Below are 14,635 nucleotides of genomic sequence, written 5' to 3'. Positions count from 1 at the left end.
CTTCAAGCAACGGGGTTCGTGTCCCCGTCGGGTGTCCCGCGCGTCCTGCGTTTCCTACGCGTCCTGCGTGCCCTGTGAGGAGCAGGAACGCCGCCGCCACGGCAGATCTTCCCCGGGGGCCCCGGGATCCCCGCTCTGGATGGCCCGGGTGATGGTCCCGCAGATCTCCTCCAGTTGACCCACCTGCTCCGGGGTCAGATGGTCGAAGACCGCCGTCCGTACCGTCTCGACGTGCGCGGGCGCCACCCGCTCCAGGAGGGTCATGCCCTCGTCCGTGAGGACGGCCATGTGCCCGCGCTTGTCGGTGGGGCAGCCCTCGCGGCGTACCGTGCCGTCCTTCTCCAGCCGCGCCACCGCGTACGTCAGCCGGCTGCGGGTGATCTTCAGGGCCTCGGCGAGGTCGGTCATCCGCAGCCGCCGGTCCGGAGCCTCGGACAGCCGGGACAGGATGGAGTAGTAAAGGTGGGGCATCCCCGCCTCCGCCTGCAACCGGCGGTCGATGGCGTCCGCCAGGAGGGAGGTCGCGGAGATGTACGAGCGCCAGGCGCGCTGTTCTGCGGCGGAGAGCCAGCGGGTCGTCATGAGACCAGTCTAGGTATTGTTTAAAACTTGAACCACTGCGCCCGGATTCCTGTGCGCGTGCGACCGGAGGAAGCGTCCCGATGCCCCGTCCCTACGTCCTGCTGTCCGCCGCCGTCTCCCTCGACGGCTTCCTGGACGACACCGGCCCCGACCGGCTGCTGCTCTCGGGACCGGCCGACTTCGACCGGGTCGACGAGGTGCGGGCGTCCAGCGACGCGATCCTGGTGGGCGCCGGCACGCTGCGCACGGACAACCCGCGGCTCCTGGTCAACTCCGCCGAACGGCGGGCCGCCCGGGTCGCCGGCGGCCGTCCCGAGTACCCGCTGAAGGTCACCGTCAGCGGTTCCGGAGAGCTCGACCCGCGGGCGCAGTTCTGGCACACGGGCGGCGAGAAGGTCGTCTACACCACGGACGAGGGCGCGACGCGCGCGGCCGCCGCGCTCGACGGGCTCGTCGGCGTCGACGTCGTCCCGACCGGCCCCGCACTGGACTGGCGGGTGCTGCTGGAACACCTTCACGACGTACGGGGGGTGCGCCGCCTCATGATCGAAGGGGGCGGCAAGGTCCACACCCAGCTCGTGGGCGAGCAGCTCGCCGACGAACTGCAGCTCGCCGTCGCCCCCCTCTTCGTCGGGCAGCCGGACGCGCCGCGGCTGTTCGGGACCGGGGCGTACCCGCCGGGCCGGATGCGGCTGGTGGAGACCCGGCCCGTCGGCGACGTCGTCCTCATCCGGTACGTCCCCACCGCGCCCGGCACCGGCTCGCTCGCCTCCGCCGCCGACCGCCGATGGCTGGAGCTCGCCTGCGAGCTGGCGGAACTGTGCCCGCCCTCCAAGACGGCGTTCAGCGTGGGCGCCGTGGTGGTCGCCGCCGACGGCACCGAGCTGGCCCGCGGCCACTCCCGCGAGGGCGGGGACCCCGTCGTGCACGCCGAGGAGGCCGCCCTCGCCAAGATCGACCCGGTCGATCCCCGGCTGGCCGGCGCCACCGTCTACAGCAGCCTGGAACCGTGCGCCCACCGGGCCTCCCGGCCCGCCCCCTGTGCCCGGCTCATCCTCGACGCCGGTGTGCGGCGGGTCGTCACCGCCTGGCGCGAGCCCGACACCTTCGTCACGGACGCCGACGGGAACGGGCTCCTCGCCGCAGCGGGCGCCGAGGTCGTCGTCCTGCCCGAGTACGCGGACCGCGCCGAGGCCCCCAACCGGCATCTGGCGGGGGGGTAGGGAGCACCTCCCGCGCCGCGCGAGGGGCTGGTTTAAACGGGTGTGCTTCGGGTCCCGCGGATGGCGTACACTGGTCTTAACGACGCGGGGTGGAGCAGCTCGGTAGCTCGCTGGGCTCATAACCCAGAGGTCGCAGGTTCAAATCCTGTCCCCGCTACTGAAGGCCAAGGGCCGGAACTCGGATTCACGAGTTCCGGCCCTTGGTGTTTCGTCCTTCTCTCTTTCTCGTTCTTCGTCCCGCCGAATTCCCCGTCCGGTTCCGTTCCGGCCGGCGGAGCCTTGCTCCCCCGGTCGGGCCACAGGGGTCGCCCGCCGCCCCCGCACCGGTTCTTCTGGACGGGTGGGGCAGCCAGGAGGTGAGCGGCGGACCGGACAGTTCCATGACCGGGCCGGCCGGCCCTCCCGCGGCGCCCACGAGCCCGGCGGCGTCCCGTCGCCCGGTCCGGCGGGAGTGGACCCGCGCCGGATCGTGTGGACACGCTCCTTCGTCCGGGCCCTGCCCGTCCTGCTCGTCGCCGCCGGGATCGTCTACGACTACTTCACCCCGTCGGAATTCACCGCGACCCCCCTGTTCGCGGCCGCGCCCCTGGTCGCCGCGCCCCTCTTCTCGCTGCGCGGGACCGTTCTCGCCGGCGTCCTCGCCGTGGGCGCGGTGCTCGTGACGCACTGTGTGCTCGACATCGTCCTCCAGGTCGACGCGGTCACCGAGGTGGTCACCGTCGCGATGGCCGCCGTCCTCGCCGTGCTCATCAACAGCGTCGTCCGGCGCGGCGACGAGCGGCTCGCCTCCGTCCGGGAGATCGCCGAGTTCGCGCAGCGCGCCGTGCTGCCCGAACCCGAGGCGCTGATCGCCGGTCTCGAGGTGGCGGCCCGGTACGAGGCGGCGCAGGAGGACGCGTTCATCGGCGGGGACCTGTACGCCGTACAGGACTCCCCGTACGGCGTGCGGCTGATCGTCGGGGACGTGCGCGGCAAGGGGATGACCGCGGTGGCCACCGTCGCGACGGTGGTCGGTGCGTTCGGTGAGGCGGCCGAGCGGGAGACGGCCCTGGAGGGCGTCGCGGAGCGCCTGGAGCGGGCGCTGACGCGGGCGGGCACCCGGCGCGACAGCGTCGACGCGGTCGAGGGGTTCACGACCGCCGTCCTCGCCGAGATCCCGCCGGGCGAGGACGTCGTACGCGTCGTCAACCGCGGCCATCCGCCGCCCCTGCTGCTGCATGCCGACGGCACGCTCCGCACCCTCTCCGCCGAGTCCTTCGCGCTGCCCCTGGGGATGAGTGAACTGGGGAGCCTGCCCGCCCCGACGCTGCGGGAGGGGTTTCCGCGCGGGGCGACGCTGCTCCTGCACACCGACGGACTGTCCGAGGCCCGCGACGCGCGGGGGAGGTTCTTCGATCCGGCCGCCTGGCTGGCCGGACGGGTCTTTCCCGGTCCCGACGCGCTGCTGACCGCCCTCTTCGACGCGGCCCGCGAGCACACGGGCGGCCCGCTGACGGACGACTTGGCGCTGCTCGCCGTCCGGCGTCACGAAAAGTGACGGGACTGTCTCCCTCCGCATAACGACTGACATACCGTCAGGGAAATCCGTGCAAGCGGCACGCGGTCAACTCGCCCGTTTTTCATCGTTCATGACCCCAAAGTCCTGGCCAAGAGGCGTTAATGATCAGTCGGAACGGCTTGGAATTCGGTGGCCGGGTCTATTAACGTTCGATAACGCAGCGCGGTCGTCACAACCGTCACAAGAGGCGGCTCCGTGCGCACGCGCCGAATCCCGCAAGGGAACCGGGGAACCAACTCGTGGGGTGAATCGAGCGTATTCCGCCGTCGATGCACGGTGGCCGTACGCGCGTAGGAGACCTTCCTGCTCCGAACCCGTCAGCTAACCCGGTAGGCGGCAAGGAAGGAAAGGAGTGCGCCCACGTGGCGTCCAACCGGCCCGCTCAGCCAACCTCGTTCGCGCCGAACGAAGCCCACACCTTCGGCTACGGCAAGGACGACGGTCCCTGGGAGGAGTGGAACCCCACCGAGGATTCCCTCGCTCCCGTCCGCGGCCGGCACCGCACGGGCAAGCAGCGCGGCGGAGGACTCGCCCGCAGCTCCACGGTTCTCGGCGTCGGAGTCATAGCCGCCGTCGGCGGTGGCGGCATCGCCAGCGCCGCTCCGGGCAAGGCGCCCGTCTCGATCTCACTGCCCGACCTGTCGTCGGTCACCGCGTCGGCCAAGGCCCTGATCTCGGACGGCGGATCCAGCGCCACCCCCAAGGGTTCCACGACTCCGCTCACCAGCGCCGGCCTGACCAGCGCCGACACGGCGCAGGGAAGCTCCGACGCCGGTGAGGCGCTGCGCGACCGCATCATGGCGCAGGCCCAGTCGCAGCAGAACCAGGCCGACACCGCCACGCAGAAGGCCGCCCAGACCGCCGCCGCGCAGAAGGCCGTACAGGCCGCCGCCAAGCAGCAGGACGAGGCCGAGGCCAAGGAAGCCGCCGCGAAGAAGAAGGCGGAGGAGGCGGCCAAGCAGAAGGCCGAGGCCGAGCGCCTCGCCGAGCTCGCCAAGAGCTACTCGCTGCCGACCTCCTCGTACACGCTGACCTCGCGCTTCGGTGAGGCCGGCTCCATGTGGTCCTCCGGCTACCACACCGGACTCGACTTCGCGGCGCCCACCGGCACGCTGATCAAGGCGATCCACAGCGGCACCATCACCGAGGCCGGCTGGGCCGGCGCGTACGGCTACCGCACGATCCTCACCCTCGACGACGGCACGGAACTCTGGTTCTGCCACCAGTCGTCGATCAGCGTCACCGTCGGCCAGAAGGTCGCCACCGGTGACGTCATCGGACGCGTGGGCGCGACGGGCAACGTCACCGGGCCGCACCTGCACCTCGAAGTGCACCCCGGCGGCGCCGCCACCGGCATCGACCCGATGGCCTGGCTCCAGAGCAAGGGCCTCAACCCCTGATCCCCGATCTCCGGCAGCCCTGACGTCAACCCCCCCGGCGTCAGGGCTGTCGGCCGTCCGGACGCGGACGGCGGCACGCACCGGAACGGTGAGTGTGGAATACACGCATCCGGTACGGGCGTTGTCGCCTTACATGACTTCCCTTCGCAAGCTCGGTTCGTCCGACCTCGAGGTCTTCCCGCTCTCCCTCGGGGGCAACGTCTTCGGCTGGACGGCCGACGAGACCCGGTCCTTCGCCGTGCTCGACGCCTACGCCGCCGCCGGAGGCAACTTCCTCGACACGGCCGACTCCTACTCCGCCTGGGTCGAGGGCAACGAGGGCGGCGAGTCCGAGACCGTCATCGGCAAGTGGCTGAAGAGCCGCGGCAACCGCGCCGACATCGTGGTCGCCACCAAGGTCAGCCAGCACCCCGCGTACCCGGGACTGTCCGGTGCCAACATCAAGGCCGCGGCCGACGCGTCGCTGCGCCGCCTGGGCACCGACCACATCGACCTCTACTACACGCACTTCGACAAGCCGGAAGTGCCCGTCGAGGAGATCATCGGCGCCCTCGACGAGCTGGTGAAGGCCGGGAAGGTGCGGCACATCGCCGCCTCCAACATCTCCCCGGAGCGGCTTCGGGAGTCCCTGGAGTTCTCCGACCGCGAGGGCCTCGCCCGGTACGTCGCGCTCCAGCCCCACTACAACCTGGTCTCGCGCGACACCTACGAGGGCGCCCTCCAGGAGGTCGCCTCCCAGGCCGGGCTGGCGGCCGTCCCGTACTTCGCGCTCGCGGCCGGCTTCCTCACCGGCAAGTACCGCCCCGGCAACACCGTCGACTCGCCCCGGGCGGCCGGCGCGGCCAAGCATCTCGGCACGGAACGCGGGCCGCGGGTCCTCGCCGCCCTCGACGAGATCGCGGCCGCCCACTACGTCGCCGTCCCGACCGTCGCCCTCGCCTGGCTGGCCGCACAGCCGACGGTCGCCGCGCCGATCGCCTCCGCCCGCACGGTGGAGCAGCTTCCCGCCCTGCTCGGCGTCGCGGACCTGGCGCTCACGGACGACGAACTGACGCGCCTGTCGCAGGCCTCGGCCTGACAGCCGGACCGTCGGCGCGGGGCCCCGGTGACGTCCACCGGGGCCCCGCGCCGTGACCGTCCCGCGCTACGAGCCGTACGGGTTGTACGCCGGGTACGGGGCCGGCGCGGACGCCTGGGCCGGCCACCCGTACGGCCGCGCGGGCTGGGGAACGTACCCGTACCCCTGGGGCGGCCAGGGCGGTGGCACGGGCAGCGGAGCCATGGCGCGGGCCGCGTAGGCGAGAGCCGGACGGGCGATCTCCCGGCGGCGCCACAGCTCCTCCAGCAACTCGCGCTCCCGTACGACGAAGTCGGCGCCCGCACGGCCCCGGCGCCCCCGGTGGCGCAGGAACGCCAGCGAGGTCGCGTACGCCTCGTACTCCGCCACCGAGCGGGCCGCGCCCTTCCCGAAGTGGTGTCCGGCGTACTCGCGCGCGAGCTGCCGCGCCCGCATCGAGCCGAGCGCCCACGGCTCGGCCGCGCCCAGCCAGCCCGCGGCCGTGTACACGGGCAGTTCGGCGCGGACGGTCCGCAGCTCGCGCTGCCGCGTCCAGACGACGAGCCAGGTCAGCAGCCCGAACGCGGGCACCATGAACGCCGCGTACACCCCGAAGAACCCGAAGCGGCCGAAGCCCGATGAGCCGTTCCAGACCGCGTGCATGCCCATCGCGAGCAGCAGACCGGTCAGGGGGAGCAGGATCCGGCGCGCGTGCTGGCGTTCGGCGGACAGGGCCGCGACGCCGAAGCCGATGCCGGTCAGCACGGTGAACAGGGGATGCGCGAAGGGCGACATCACCACCCGGACGAAGAACGTCGCCGCGGTGACGGAGGCGAGCCCGCTCTCCCCGCTGAGCTGGTCGGTGCCGAACGCGGTGCCGAGATAGAGGATGTTCTCGGTGAACGCGAAACCGGTGGCGGTGACCCCGGCGATGACGACACCGTCGACGATCCCGGTGAAGTCCCGTCTGCGGAACAGGAAGACGAGCAGGACGGCCGCCGCCTTCGCCGACTCCTCGACGACGGGCGCTATGACGGTCGCGCCGAGCGTGTCGGCGCCCGAGGGATCCGCGGTCGTCACGGCGATCCAGCGGGTCGCGAAGCTGTTGGCGACGATCGCTATGAGCGCGGCCGCGCAGGCGCCCCAGGCGAAGGAGAAGAACAGGTTGCGCCACGGGCCCGGTTCGACCCGGTCCAGCCACCGGAAGGCGGCTATGAGCAGCGGCACGGGGAACACGGCCAGTCCGAGCCCGACCAGGAAGCCCTCGGTCCCGGTCTGCTCGCGGACGAGGGCGAGGATCACCAGACCCGACATCGCGAGCAGGGTGATCAGTGCTCCGTACCGCACCCAACTGCGCTGCCACCAGTGCGGATGTCTTGGCGCGGGTCCGGTGGGGGCACCGGGCCGGTTCGGGTACGGCGGATGGATGGCCACGGCATTGACCCTAACGAGGGAGGGCGTGGCCCGCGACGGCAACCGGGTCCCCGGGAAGTCCCGGTGGACGCCGGCAGGTGTGTGCGGGTCAGACGCCCGGGGTGTGCTGGTCTCGATGCTGTACGCGCCGGAAGAGGAGGTCGTTCACCACATGACCCTTGTCCAGTCCCTGGCCCTCGAAACGGGTCAGCGGGCGGAACTCCGGACGGGGCGCGAAACCGCCGTCGGGCACGGTGTTCTCGAAGTCCGGGTGCGCGTCGAGCACGTCGAGCATCTGTTCGGCGTACGGTTCCCAGTCCGTCGCGCAGTGCACGAGCGCGCCCGGCGCGAGACGGGTCGCGGCGAGGTCCAGGAACTCCGGCTGGATCAGCCGCCGCTTGTGGTGCCGCTTCTTGGGCCAGGGGTCGGGGAAATAGACGCGCAGGCCGTTCAGCGAGGCGGGCGGCAGCATCTCGCGGAGCAGGATGATCGCGTCGCCGTTGGCCACGCGGACGTTGGTCAGGCTGTTCCGCTCGGCGAGGTTGAGCAGGTTGCCCTGCCCCGGGGTGTGCACGTCCACGGCGAGGATCCCGGTGCCCTGGTCGTCGGCCGCCATCTGCGCGGTGGCCTCGCCCATGCCGAAGCCGATCTCCAGCACGACGGGGATGTCCGCCCCGAACAGCTCCGCCAGGTCGAGCGTGCGCTGTCCGTCGATGTCCAGACCCCACTTCGGCCACAGCCGCTGCAGCGCGTCGGCCTGTCCGGTCGTCACCCGGCTCCGGCGCGGCTGGAAACTCCGGATCCGCCGCTCGAAGTGCGAGCCGGCGGGATCCGCCTGCGGACCGTCGGGGAAGCGGGGCTCGCCCTGGGCACGGTGGTGACGCGGCGAGCCGTCCTCGGCGGAGGCGGGCCGGGTCTCTTCGGTGGAGTCGAGGAATTCAGACACAGTGGGGTCGATTTTACGGGCGCGGCACCGGGGGACCGGCCCGTCCGGCACCCGGGGGCCGGTCGCGGGGGCTGATGCGCCCCGGCGCGGGACGGCCCGTGCCGGGGCGCGGCCGGGGCGGGCGGGGCGCCGGGGCCCGGTGGGCGGGGCGCCGGGGCTCGGTGGGCCGGGCTCGTGGGTCGCCGGGCTCGTGGGCGGGGCGCCCGGGTCGGTGGGGTGGGTCGGTCAGGCCGAGGCCAGTGATGCCAGGGCCCGGCGGGCGACCTCCCGGCCGATCGGGAGCGACGCGGTGGCCGCGGGGGACGGCGCGTTCAGCACGTGCACGGTCCTCGGGCCCTCCTTGATCAGGAAGTCGTCGACCAGGGTGCCGTCCCGCAGGACCGCCTGGGCGCGGACACCGGCCGCGGCCGGAACCAGGTCCTCCGGGTTCACCGCGGGCAGCAGCCGCCGCACGGCCTCCGTGAACGCCGCCTTCGACACCGACCGGCGCAGCTCCCCGGCTCCGTAGCGCCAGTGCCGCCGGGCTATCCGCCAGGAGCCCGGCCAGGCCAGGGTCCCGCCCAGTTCACGGGGCCGGACGACTCCCCAGCCGTACCCCTCACGGGCGAGCGCGGGCACCGCGTTCGGGCCGATGTGGACCCCGCCGTCGATACCCCGGGTGAGATGGACACCGAGGAACGGGAACGCCGGGTCAGGAACCGGATACACCAGGCCGCGCACCAGCTCCGGCCGCGCGAGCGTGTAGTACTCGCCACGGAAGGGGACGATCCGCATCCCGGGGTCGTCGCCCGTGAGCCGGGCCGTCTCGTCGCAGTGCAGCCCCGCGCAGTTGACGAGCACCCGGCCGCGGACGATCGTCCCGTCGGCCGTGCGTACGGCGACACCGAGGTGGGGGCGGCGGTCGGCGCGCACGACCTGCGCCCCGTACCTGATCTCCGCGCCGGAGGCCTCCGCGAGCCGGCGGGCCACCGCCACGTAGTCGCAGATGCCCGTCGTGCCGACGTGGATGGCGGCGAGGCCGCGGACCTCCGGTTCGTAATCGGTGAGCTGGGCCGGGCCCAGCTCCTTGACCGGGATGCCGTTCTCCCGGCCGCGCTGCACCAGGCCGTGCAGGCGGGGGAGCTCCGACTTCTCCGTCGCGACGATCAGCTTGCCGGTGACGGCGTGCGCGATGTCGTACTCCGCGCAGAACTTGACCATCTCGGCGGCACCCTTGACCGCGTACCGCGCCTTCAGGGATCCGGGGCGGTAGTAGATCCCGCTGTGGATCACCCCGCTGTTGCGCCCGGTCTGGTGCCGGGCGGGTCCCGGCTCCTTCTCCAGCACCGTCACCCGCGTGCCCGGTGCCGCCCGTGTGATGGCATACGCCGTCGACAGACCGACGATCCCCCCGCCGATCACCAGCACATCGCAGTCGTACGCGCTCCGCATCCGCACCACCTCCCGGCCTCGATAGTGCACTGCGCCACTGACAATGCCCTCAAACCCCGGGACAGTGCCCCGTGTTTCCTTCGCGCCGCGGGACCGCGGCGCCCTGACCGCGCCCGTGCTGCCGGGCGCTCCCCCCTCGACCCGGGCCGTCGGCGGCCTAGGCCGGTGCCATCAGAAGCGGACGGGCCCGCTCCCGCAGCTCCACCACACGCGGTTCGTCGCCGTAGGGCTCCAGCCGGTGCAGCAGGTCCTTCACGTACTCGGTGGTGCGCGCGGAGGAGATGCGCCCCGCGACCTCCACCGCCCGCACGCCCTGCTCGCACGCCGCGTCCAGATTGCCGGACTCCAGCTCGGCGACCGCCGACACCACCAGGCGCAGCCCGTGCGAGCGCACGAACTCCTCCGTGGGCTTCGACAGCGCCTGCTCGGTGAACCGGCGCACCTGACGCGGGGCCTTCAGATCCCGGTAGCACTCGGCGGCGTCGGCCGCGAAGCGGTCGTATCCGTAGAAGCCGAGCCAGGACGGGTCGTTGTCGCCGTCGCGGGCACGCTCCAGCCAGCCCTCCGCCGCCTTCAGCGCCGCGCCGGCCGCCTGGGCGTCACCCGCGCGCGCGTGGGCCCGTGCCTCCACGAGCCGGAAGAAGCTCATGGTGCGGGCCGTGGCGAGACCGCGGTTGCGCTCCAGCGCGGCCTGGGCGAGGTCGACGCCCTCGTCGCCGAAGCCCCGGTAGGTCGCCTGGAGGGACATGGAGGCCAGGACGTAGCCCCCGAGGGGCACGTCGGCGGCCGCCCGGGCCAGCCGCAGCGCCTGGATGTAGTACCGCTGGGCGGCCTCCTGCTGGCCCGTGTCGAAGGCCATCCAGCCCGCGAGCCGGGTGAGCTCCGCCGACGCGCCGAACAGCGCCCTGCCGACCTCGTCCGAGTAGGAACCGAGCAGCAGGGGTGCCGCCTCGACCCGCAGACACTCGGGCACCATCGACGAACGCCAGTCGCCGCCCCCGTACTTGGAGTCCCAGCGCCTCGCGTCCTCGGCCGCCTCGCGGAGCTTCAGCACATCGCTGTGGCCGACCTTCAGCGGCGCTCCGGAGCCCTCGCCCGGACTCACCTCGCGCGCCACCGAACTGTCGGCCGGGGTTATCAGCCAACGGGACGCGGGAGTCGCGTAGGCGCTCACGGCGAAGGAACCGGCCAGTGACTGCCAGATGCCGCCGCCGGCCCGCCGCCCGGCGAGATCGAGGCGGTACAGCTCCGTCGCCGACCGCACCGCCTGCCCGACGTCACGGGGGAAGGCGAGGCCCACTTCCGGCGCGGGATCCGCGTCCGCCAGGCCGATCTCGTGGAGCGGCACGGGACGGCCCAGCTTCTGGCCGATGGCGGCCGCGATGAGGTGCGGCGCGGCGCCCTGCGGCACCATGCCCTTCGACACCCAGCGCGCCACCGACGTCTTGTCGTAGCGAAGAGTCAACCCGCGTTGAGCGCCAAGATCGTTGACGCGACGCGCGAGTCCTGCGTTGCTGATTCCCGCGAGGGCGAGAACGGCGCCGAGTTTTTCGTTCGGCCCGCGTTGCTCCCTGGACATGCGCCACCCCTCGACACAGACGGCTGCCGCGATGGCATAACCACGCGGCATTCGTAAACCCAGCGTAGTTCGCCCGATCCCCAGCGTTAAGGGGCGTACGTCCGGTTGGCGGGATTGTGGTCCGTACGACTGTACGGACTGTCGCGGCGTGCTCCTGTTGTGTGGCTGTGCGCCCGTCCGTGCGCTCTTCTCCGGCCATGGCCGGGAGCGCTTCCATGGAACATGCGTGGGTCGGCCCGCTGTACTGGATCCAGTGGGCTGGGGGACACCGCCGCCTACATCCCCGCGGGCGGCGGACCGGTCCGGGGGGCGAACTCCGCCTCCCGGACTGTGCGTTGCCGAAGTGGTGCGCAAGGCCTGTACGGAGCGTGTCCGCGCCCGTCGGCCGCTCGCCGATTTGGCCGAAAACCGATGGCCCCTCCTGAGGGCAATCAGGGCTCCCACCATACGAGTTGAGGGCGCGAAGGGCGTCCTGAGGGAGCGTATCGGGGGCGCATTCGCGTCGAACCGCCGGGGGTGGCGGTGGGCGAGGTGTGCCTCGCGGGGGTGTGGGGGTGCGGGGTTCGCCGGGTGGACTCGCGGTCGGGGTGCTGCTGGGGCGGTGCGGGTCGACTGCCGCGCGGGAGGCGGCCCGTGGATCGGGCCCGTTCGGTGTCCGGAGTGGATTTTCCCTCGGTGCCGTGCGGCGCCCGCCGTTTCCCTCAACAGGCCCTGCAGGAAGGGCATTTGCCGGTCACCGCCCCGTGTGCGGTGGCGTGGGTGGTCACGTGGGGGCGCACTCCGGGGAGCGCAAGCCGCCGCAGGGGCCCTCCCGTACGCCTCCTTCGTGGCAGCATGGTGCCGAGTTCGTACGGTGCACTGGTTGTCCACAGCCTGTGGAGGCGGCGATGCGATGGTTGGTGGGGTGGAGCAGCACCGTCGCCAGAGCGTCCGCGATCGGCTCGGCGGGCGCCACCGGAAACGACGGTGAGACCGTTCACCCCGTCGGCTCCCAACTCCTGTGGGGCGACCCTGATCCGCTCTGGGCCGTCGGCGACTGGCGGCCCGACGAGGTGCGCGTGGTCAAGGCCGACGCGGAGAACCGCATCGCCGTCCTCGGCATCTGCGGAGCCTCCGACGACGAACTGCGCGTCGGACTGTTCGCCGCTCGCGGCGGAGCGCTCCGCCACCTCACCAACTGGTCCGGCAGCTACACCGTCGTCGTCCAGGTCGCCCGCCGCGTGACCGTCTGCGGCGACCTCGCCGGCGCCCGGCCCGTCTTCTACACCCCCTGGGCCGGCGGCACGGCCTACGCCACCGCCGCCCTCCCGCTCGCCGACCTCATCGAGGCCAACCTCGACTTCGGGCACCTCGCGGCGATGCTCGCCGCCCCCGACGTACCGGCCGCTGTGCACGACTCCACGCCGTACGAAGGCGTACGCCGCATCCCGCCGGGACACACCCTCATCCTGCGGGCCGGGGCGCGCGAGATCGCCGGGTACGAACCCGTCGCCTCCCTGGCCGTCGCCGCGCCCCCCACCGATCCCGCCGTCGCCGTGGACGCCGTACGGGACGCCCTCGTGGAGGCCGTCCGCGCCCGCCTCTCCGCTCCCCGCCACGTGCCCGGCACCGACGTGGACCCCGGGCCCGTGCCCGGCATGGGACCCGCCGAGCGGCGCGCCGCCCGGGGGACGCCGGTGCCCGGCATCGGGGCCGACCTCTCCGGAGGGCTCGCCTCGGGAACCCTCGCCCTCCTCGCCGCCGGCCTTCCCGGGGCGCCCGGCACGGTCCTCGGACACGGCACCGGCGCCGGGGAACGGCTCCTCGCGGTCACCTTCAACGACCTCGCCGTGCGCGGGCGCGAGGCCGAACTGGAGCGGGCCGGGACGCTGGCCGCGAACCCCCGGCTGCACCACGTGGTCGTCACCGGCGGAGAGGAGACGCTCCCCTACGCCGACCTCGAAGGGCCGCTGACCGACGAGCCGGGGCCCTCCCTGGTGACCGCGGCACGCCACCGCGCGCGACTCGCCTCCGGCAGCGCCGACCACTTCACGGGCTACGGCGCGCGGCAGGTGCTCGACGCCCACCCGGCCCGGCTCGCCGACCTCCTCATGGACCGCAAACGACGCCATCTCGTGCGGCCCGTCGCCGCGTTGACGAAGGCCGACGGCTCCGTGATGGTTCCCGCGCGCGTGTACGGTGCCGCGCGCAAGCTCGCCCGTACGCCGTACCGCACCGGGGTCGACGTCCTCGCCGAGCAGTTGCTGCAGCGGCGGTTCGACGACCTCGAAGGCGCGGTCGGTGCCTCGCTCGCCGCGCTGAGCTGGGCGAGACCCGGGCCGGCGGCGCGCTGGCTGACCGGGGAGGCACTGGCTGAAGTATCGGTTCGCCTTCAAGGGGGCGGCGGGCGGCCGAACGTCTCCCCCGGGCAGCGGCCCGGGGACTTCCGCGCCCGCGCGGCGCTCGCCCGCCACGCCGCCGACGTCCGCGTCCTGGAGCAGGCCGCCGAGATCCGCTTCCAGCGGCTGCACACGCCGTTCCTGGACAACCAGGTCGTCCGGGCCTGTCGTGAACTGCCGGAGGCGCTGCGGGTGCAGCCCGGGGCGCGGGCGGCGATTCTCCGTACGGTGCTGGAGGGGGCCGGGGTGGCCGATCTGCCGCCCGGGTGGGGGACTCCGTCCCAGGCGTCCTCGGACGCGGCGGCCCGGACGGGGGTGCGGGTGGCCGCGGATTCCCTGGTCTCCCTGTTCGACACGCCGTTGCTCGCGCAGGCGGGGCTCGTGGAGGCGCGGGTCGTCCGCAAGGCGCTGCGCTCGGCGGCGGAGGGGGCGCCGCTGCCGCTCGACGGGCTGGCGGACCTGGTGTCGCTCGAACTGTGGCTGCGGCGGCTGCTGGCACGTCGCGGCACCTGCTGGACGGGCACACCGGCCCGTCAACGCGCGGTTCCCGCGGGGATAGTGCCGCAGGGGCGGGCGCTGGGGGCGGCGCGACAGGCCTGAACGGGGGCCGGGACCGGTACCGGTCGCGGTTCCCGCTCGGTGGGTGGGTTCGGCCGGTGGGTGCGGTTCCCGTCCGGTGGGGGGTCGGGGCCGTGCCGGTGCATCAGCCCGTCGCCGTTGGGCGGAGATGTGACCGTCGGTGGCGACGGCCATTGATGTACCGGCACGGCCCCTGCCGTCGTATTCCGGCTGCGGGTGCGTGGTCCAGACGGTTCCAGCAGGATTCAGCCCCGTCCGGTCCAAGCTTCCAACCCCGTCCGCTCCAAGCCTTCAGCCCCGGCCGGCGAGATTTTCAGCCCCTCCGGCGTTTGAGGAGCGGGGTCTGGGGCGGAGCCCCAGGGGTGGGACGGGTAGGGGCGGAGGGGGCGAGAGAAGGTTTGGGGGGTGCCCAAGGGCGCCGGGAGGGGGCGCCGCGACAGGCCCCGGCGGGGTAACCCTGTGACCCCGGGGCGGGGGGCGGTGAGAATG

10 protein-coding genes, 1 tRNA gene and 1 riboswitch are annotated in these 14,635 nt (G+C 73.1%); of the genes, 6 read left to right on the top strand and 5 right to left on the bottom strand.

The features are described from left to right. Positions 1-54: 54 nt before the first annotated feature. The gene (locus tag ACFRIC_RS11170) at positions 55-582 is read right to left on the bottom strand and encodes a MarR family winged helix-turn-helix transcriptional regulator (RefSeq protein WP_382782841.1); all 528 of its coding nucleotides are present in this window, start codon (positions 580-582) and stop codon (positions 55-57) included. A gap of 80 nt (positions 583-662) precedes the next feature. Here ACFRIC_RS11170 and ACFRIC_RS11165 point away from each other — a divergent pair, with 80 nt between their 5' ends. The 5 genes from ACFRIC_RS11165 to ACFRIC_RS11145 all read left to right on the top strand — a co-directional run bounded on the left by ACFRIC_RS11165 (position 663) and on the right by ACFRIC_RS11145 (position 5,841). Continuing rightward, entirely contained in the window at positions 663-1,805 is a 1,143-nt protein-coding gene (locus ACFRIC_RS11165; protein WP_382782837.1) for a dihydrofolate reductase family protein, read from the top strand. Positions 1,806-1,888: 83 nt separating this feature from the next. Beyond that, positions 1,889-1,962, top strand: a tRNA-Met gene (locus ACFRIC_RS11160). Positions 1,963-2,145: 183 nt separating this feature from the next. Continuing rightward, complete coding sequence (locus ACFRIC_RS11155; RefSeq protein WP_382782835.1) at positions 2,146-3,342, top strand: PP2C family protein-serine/threonine phosphatase; 1,197 nt, start codon at positions 2,146-2,148, stop codon at positions 3,340-3,342. 215 nt (positions 3,343-3,557) lie between these two features. Beyond that, positions 3,558-3,714, top strand: a riboswitch (cyclic di-AMP (ydaO/yuaA leader). A gap of 11 nt (positions 3,715-3,725) precedes the next feature. Continuing rightward, positions 3,726-4,763 carry a M23 family metallopeptidase gene (locus ACFRIC_RS11150; RefSeq protein ID WP_382782833.1) on the top strand — a complete coding sequence of 346 codons (1,038 nt, stop codon included), beginning with the start codon at positions 3,726-3,728 and terminating at the stop codon, positions 4,761-4,763. Positions 4,764-4,896: 133 nt separating this feature from the next. Further along, a complete protein-coding gene (locus ACFRIC_RS11145) occupies positions 4,897-5,841 on the top strand; it encodes an aldo/keto reductase (RefSeq protein WP_382782830.1) in 945 nt (314 codons plus the stop codon). A gap of 66 nt (positions 5,842-5,907) precedes the next feature. On the opposite strand, the gene ACFRIC_RS11140 is transcribed toward ACFRIC_RS11145, so the two are convergent. From ACFRIC_RS11140 to ACFRIC_RS11125, 4 genes are all read right to left on the bottom strand, one after another. Beyond that, on the bottom strand, positions 5,908-7,254 hold the full coding sequence (locus tag ACFRIC_RS11140; protein WP_382782827.1) for a PrsW family intramembrane metalloprotease: 1,347 nt from the start codon (positions 7,252-7,254) through the stop codon (positions 5,908-5,910). 88 nt (positions 7,255-7,342) lie between these two features. Continuing rightward, entirely contained in the window at positions 7,343-8,179 is an 837-nt protein-coding gene (gene trmB / locus ACFRIC_RS11135; RefSeq protein ID WP_382782824.1) for a tRNA (guanosine(46)-N7)-methyltransferase TrmB, read from the bottom strand. A 225-nt stretch (positions 8,180-8,404) separates the two neighbouring features. After that, entirely contained in the window at positions 8,405-9,610 is a 1,206-nt protein-coding gene (lhgO, locus tag ACFRIC_RS11130; RefSeq protein WP_382782821.1) for an L-2-hydroxyglutarate oxidase, read from the bottom strand. A gap of 157 nt (positions 9,611-9,767) precedes the next feature. Further along, entirely contained in the window at positions 9,768-11,189 is a 1,422-nt protein-coding gene (locus ACFRIC_RS11125) for an MFS transporter (RefSeq protein ID WP_382782819.1), read from the bottom strand. A gap of 887 nt (positions 11,190-12,076) precedes the next feature. Here ACFRIC_RS11125 and ACFRIC_RS11120 point away from each other — a divergent pair. Next, positions 12,077-14,167, top strand: a complete 2,091-nt coding sequence (locus tag ACFRIC_RS11120) for an asparagine synthase-related protein (protein WP_382782816.1) — start codon at positions 12,077-12,079, stop codon at positions 14,165-14,167. The last annotated feature ends 468 nt before the right edge of the window (positions 14,168-14,635 follow it).

It is taken from the genome of Streptomyces sp. NPDC056738, assembly GCF_042790435.1.
Lineage (GTDB): Bacteria > Actinomycetota > Actinomycetes > Streptomycetales > Streptomycetaceae > Streptomyces.
Note: the sequence above shows the minus strand (reverse complement) of the source record. Positions and strands in the feature narration are given on the sequence as shown.

Coding starts and splice junctions, on each gene's coding strand:
- ACFRIC_RS11170 (WP_382782841.1), bottom strand. CDS start 582: ATGACGACCCGCTGGCTCTCCGCCGCAGAACAGCGCGCCTGGCGCTCG.
- ACFRIC_RS11165 (WP_382782837.1), top strand. CDS start 663: ATGCCCCGTCCCTACGTCCTGCTGTCCGCCGCCGTCTCCCTCGACGGC.
- ACFRIC_RS11145 (WP_382782830.1), top strand. CDS start 4,897: ATGACTTCCCTTCGCAAGCTCGGTTCGTCCGACCTCGAGGTCTTCCCG.
- lhgO (WP_382782821.1), bottom strand. CDS start 9,610: ATGCGGAGCGCGTACGACTGCGATGTGCTGGTGATCGGCGGGGGGATC.
- ACFRIC_RS11125 (WP_382782819.1), bottom strand. CDS start 11,189: ATGTCCAGGGAGCAACGCGGGCCGAACGAAAAACTCGGCGCCGTTCTC.
- ACFRIC_RS11120 (WP_382782816.1), top strand. CDS start 12,077: ATGCGATGGTTGGTGGGGTGGAGCAGCACCGTCGCCAGAGCGTCCGCG.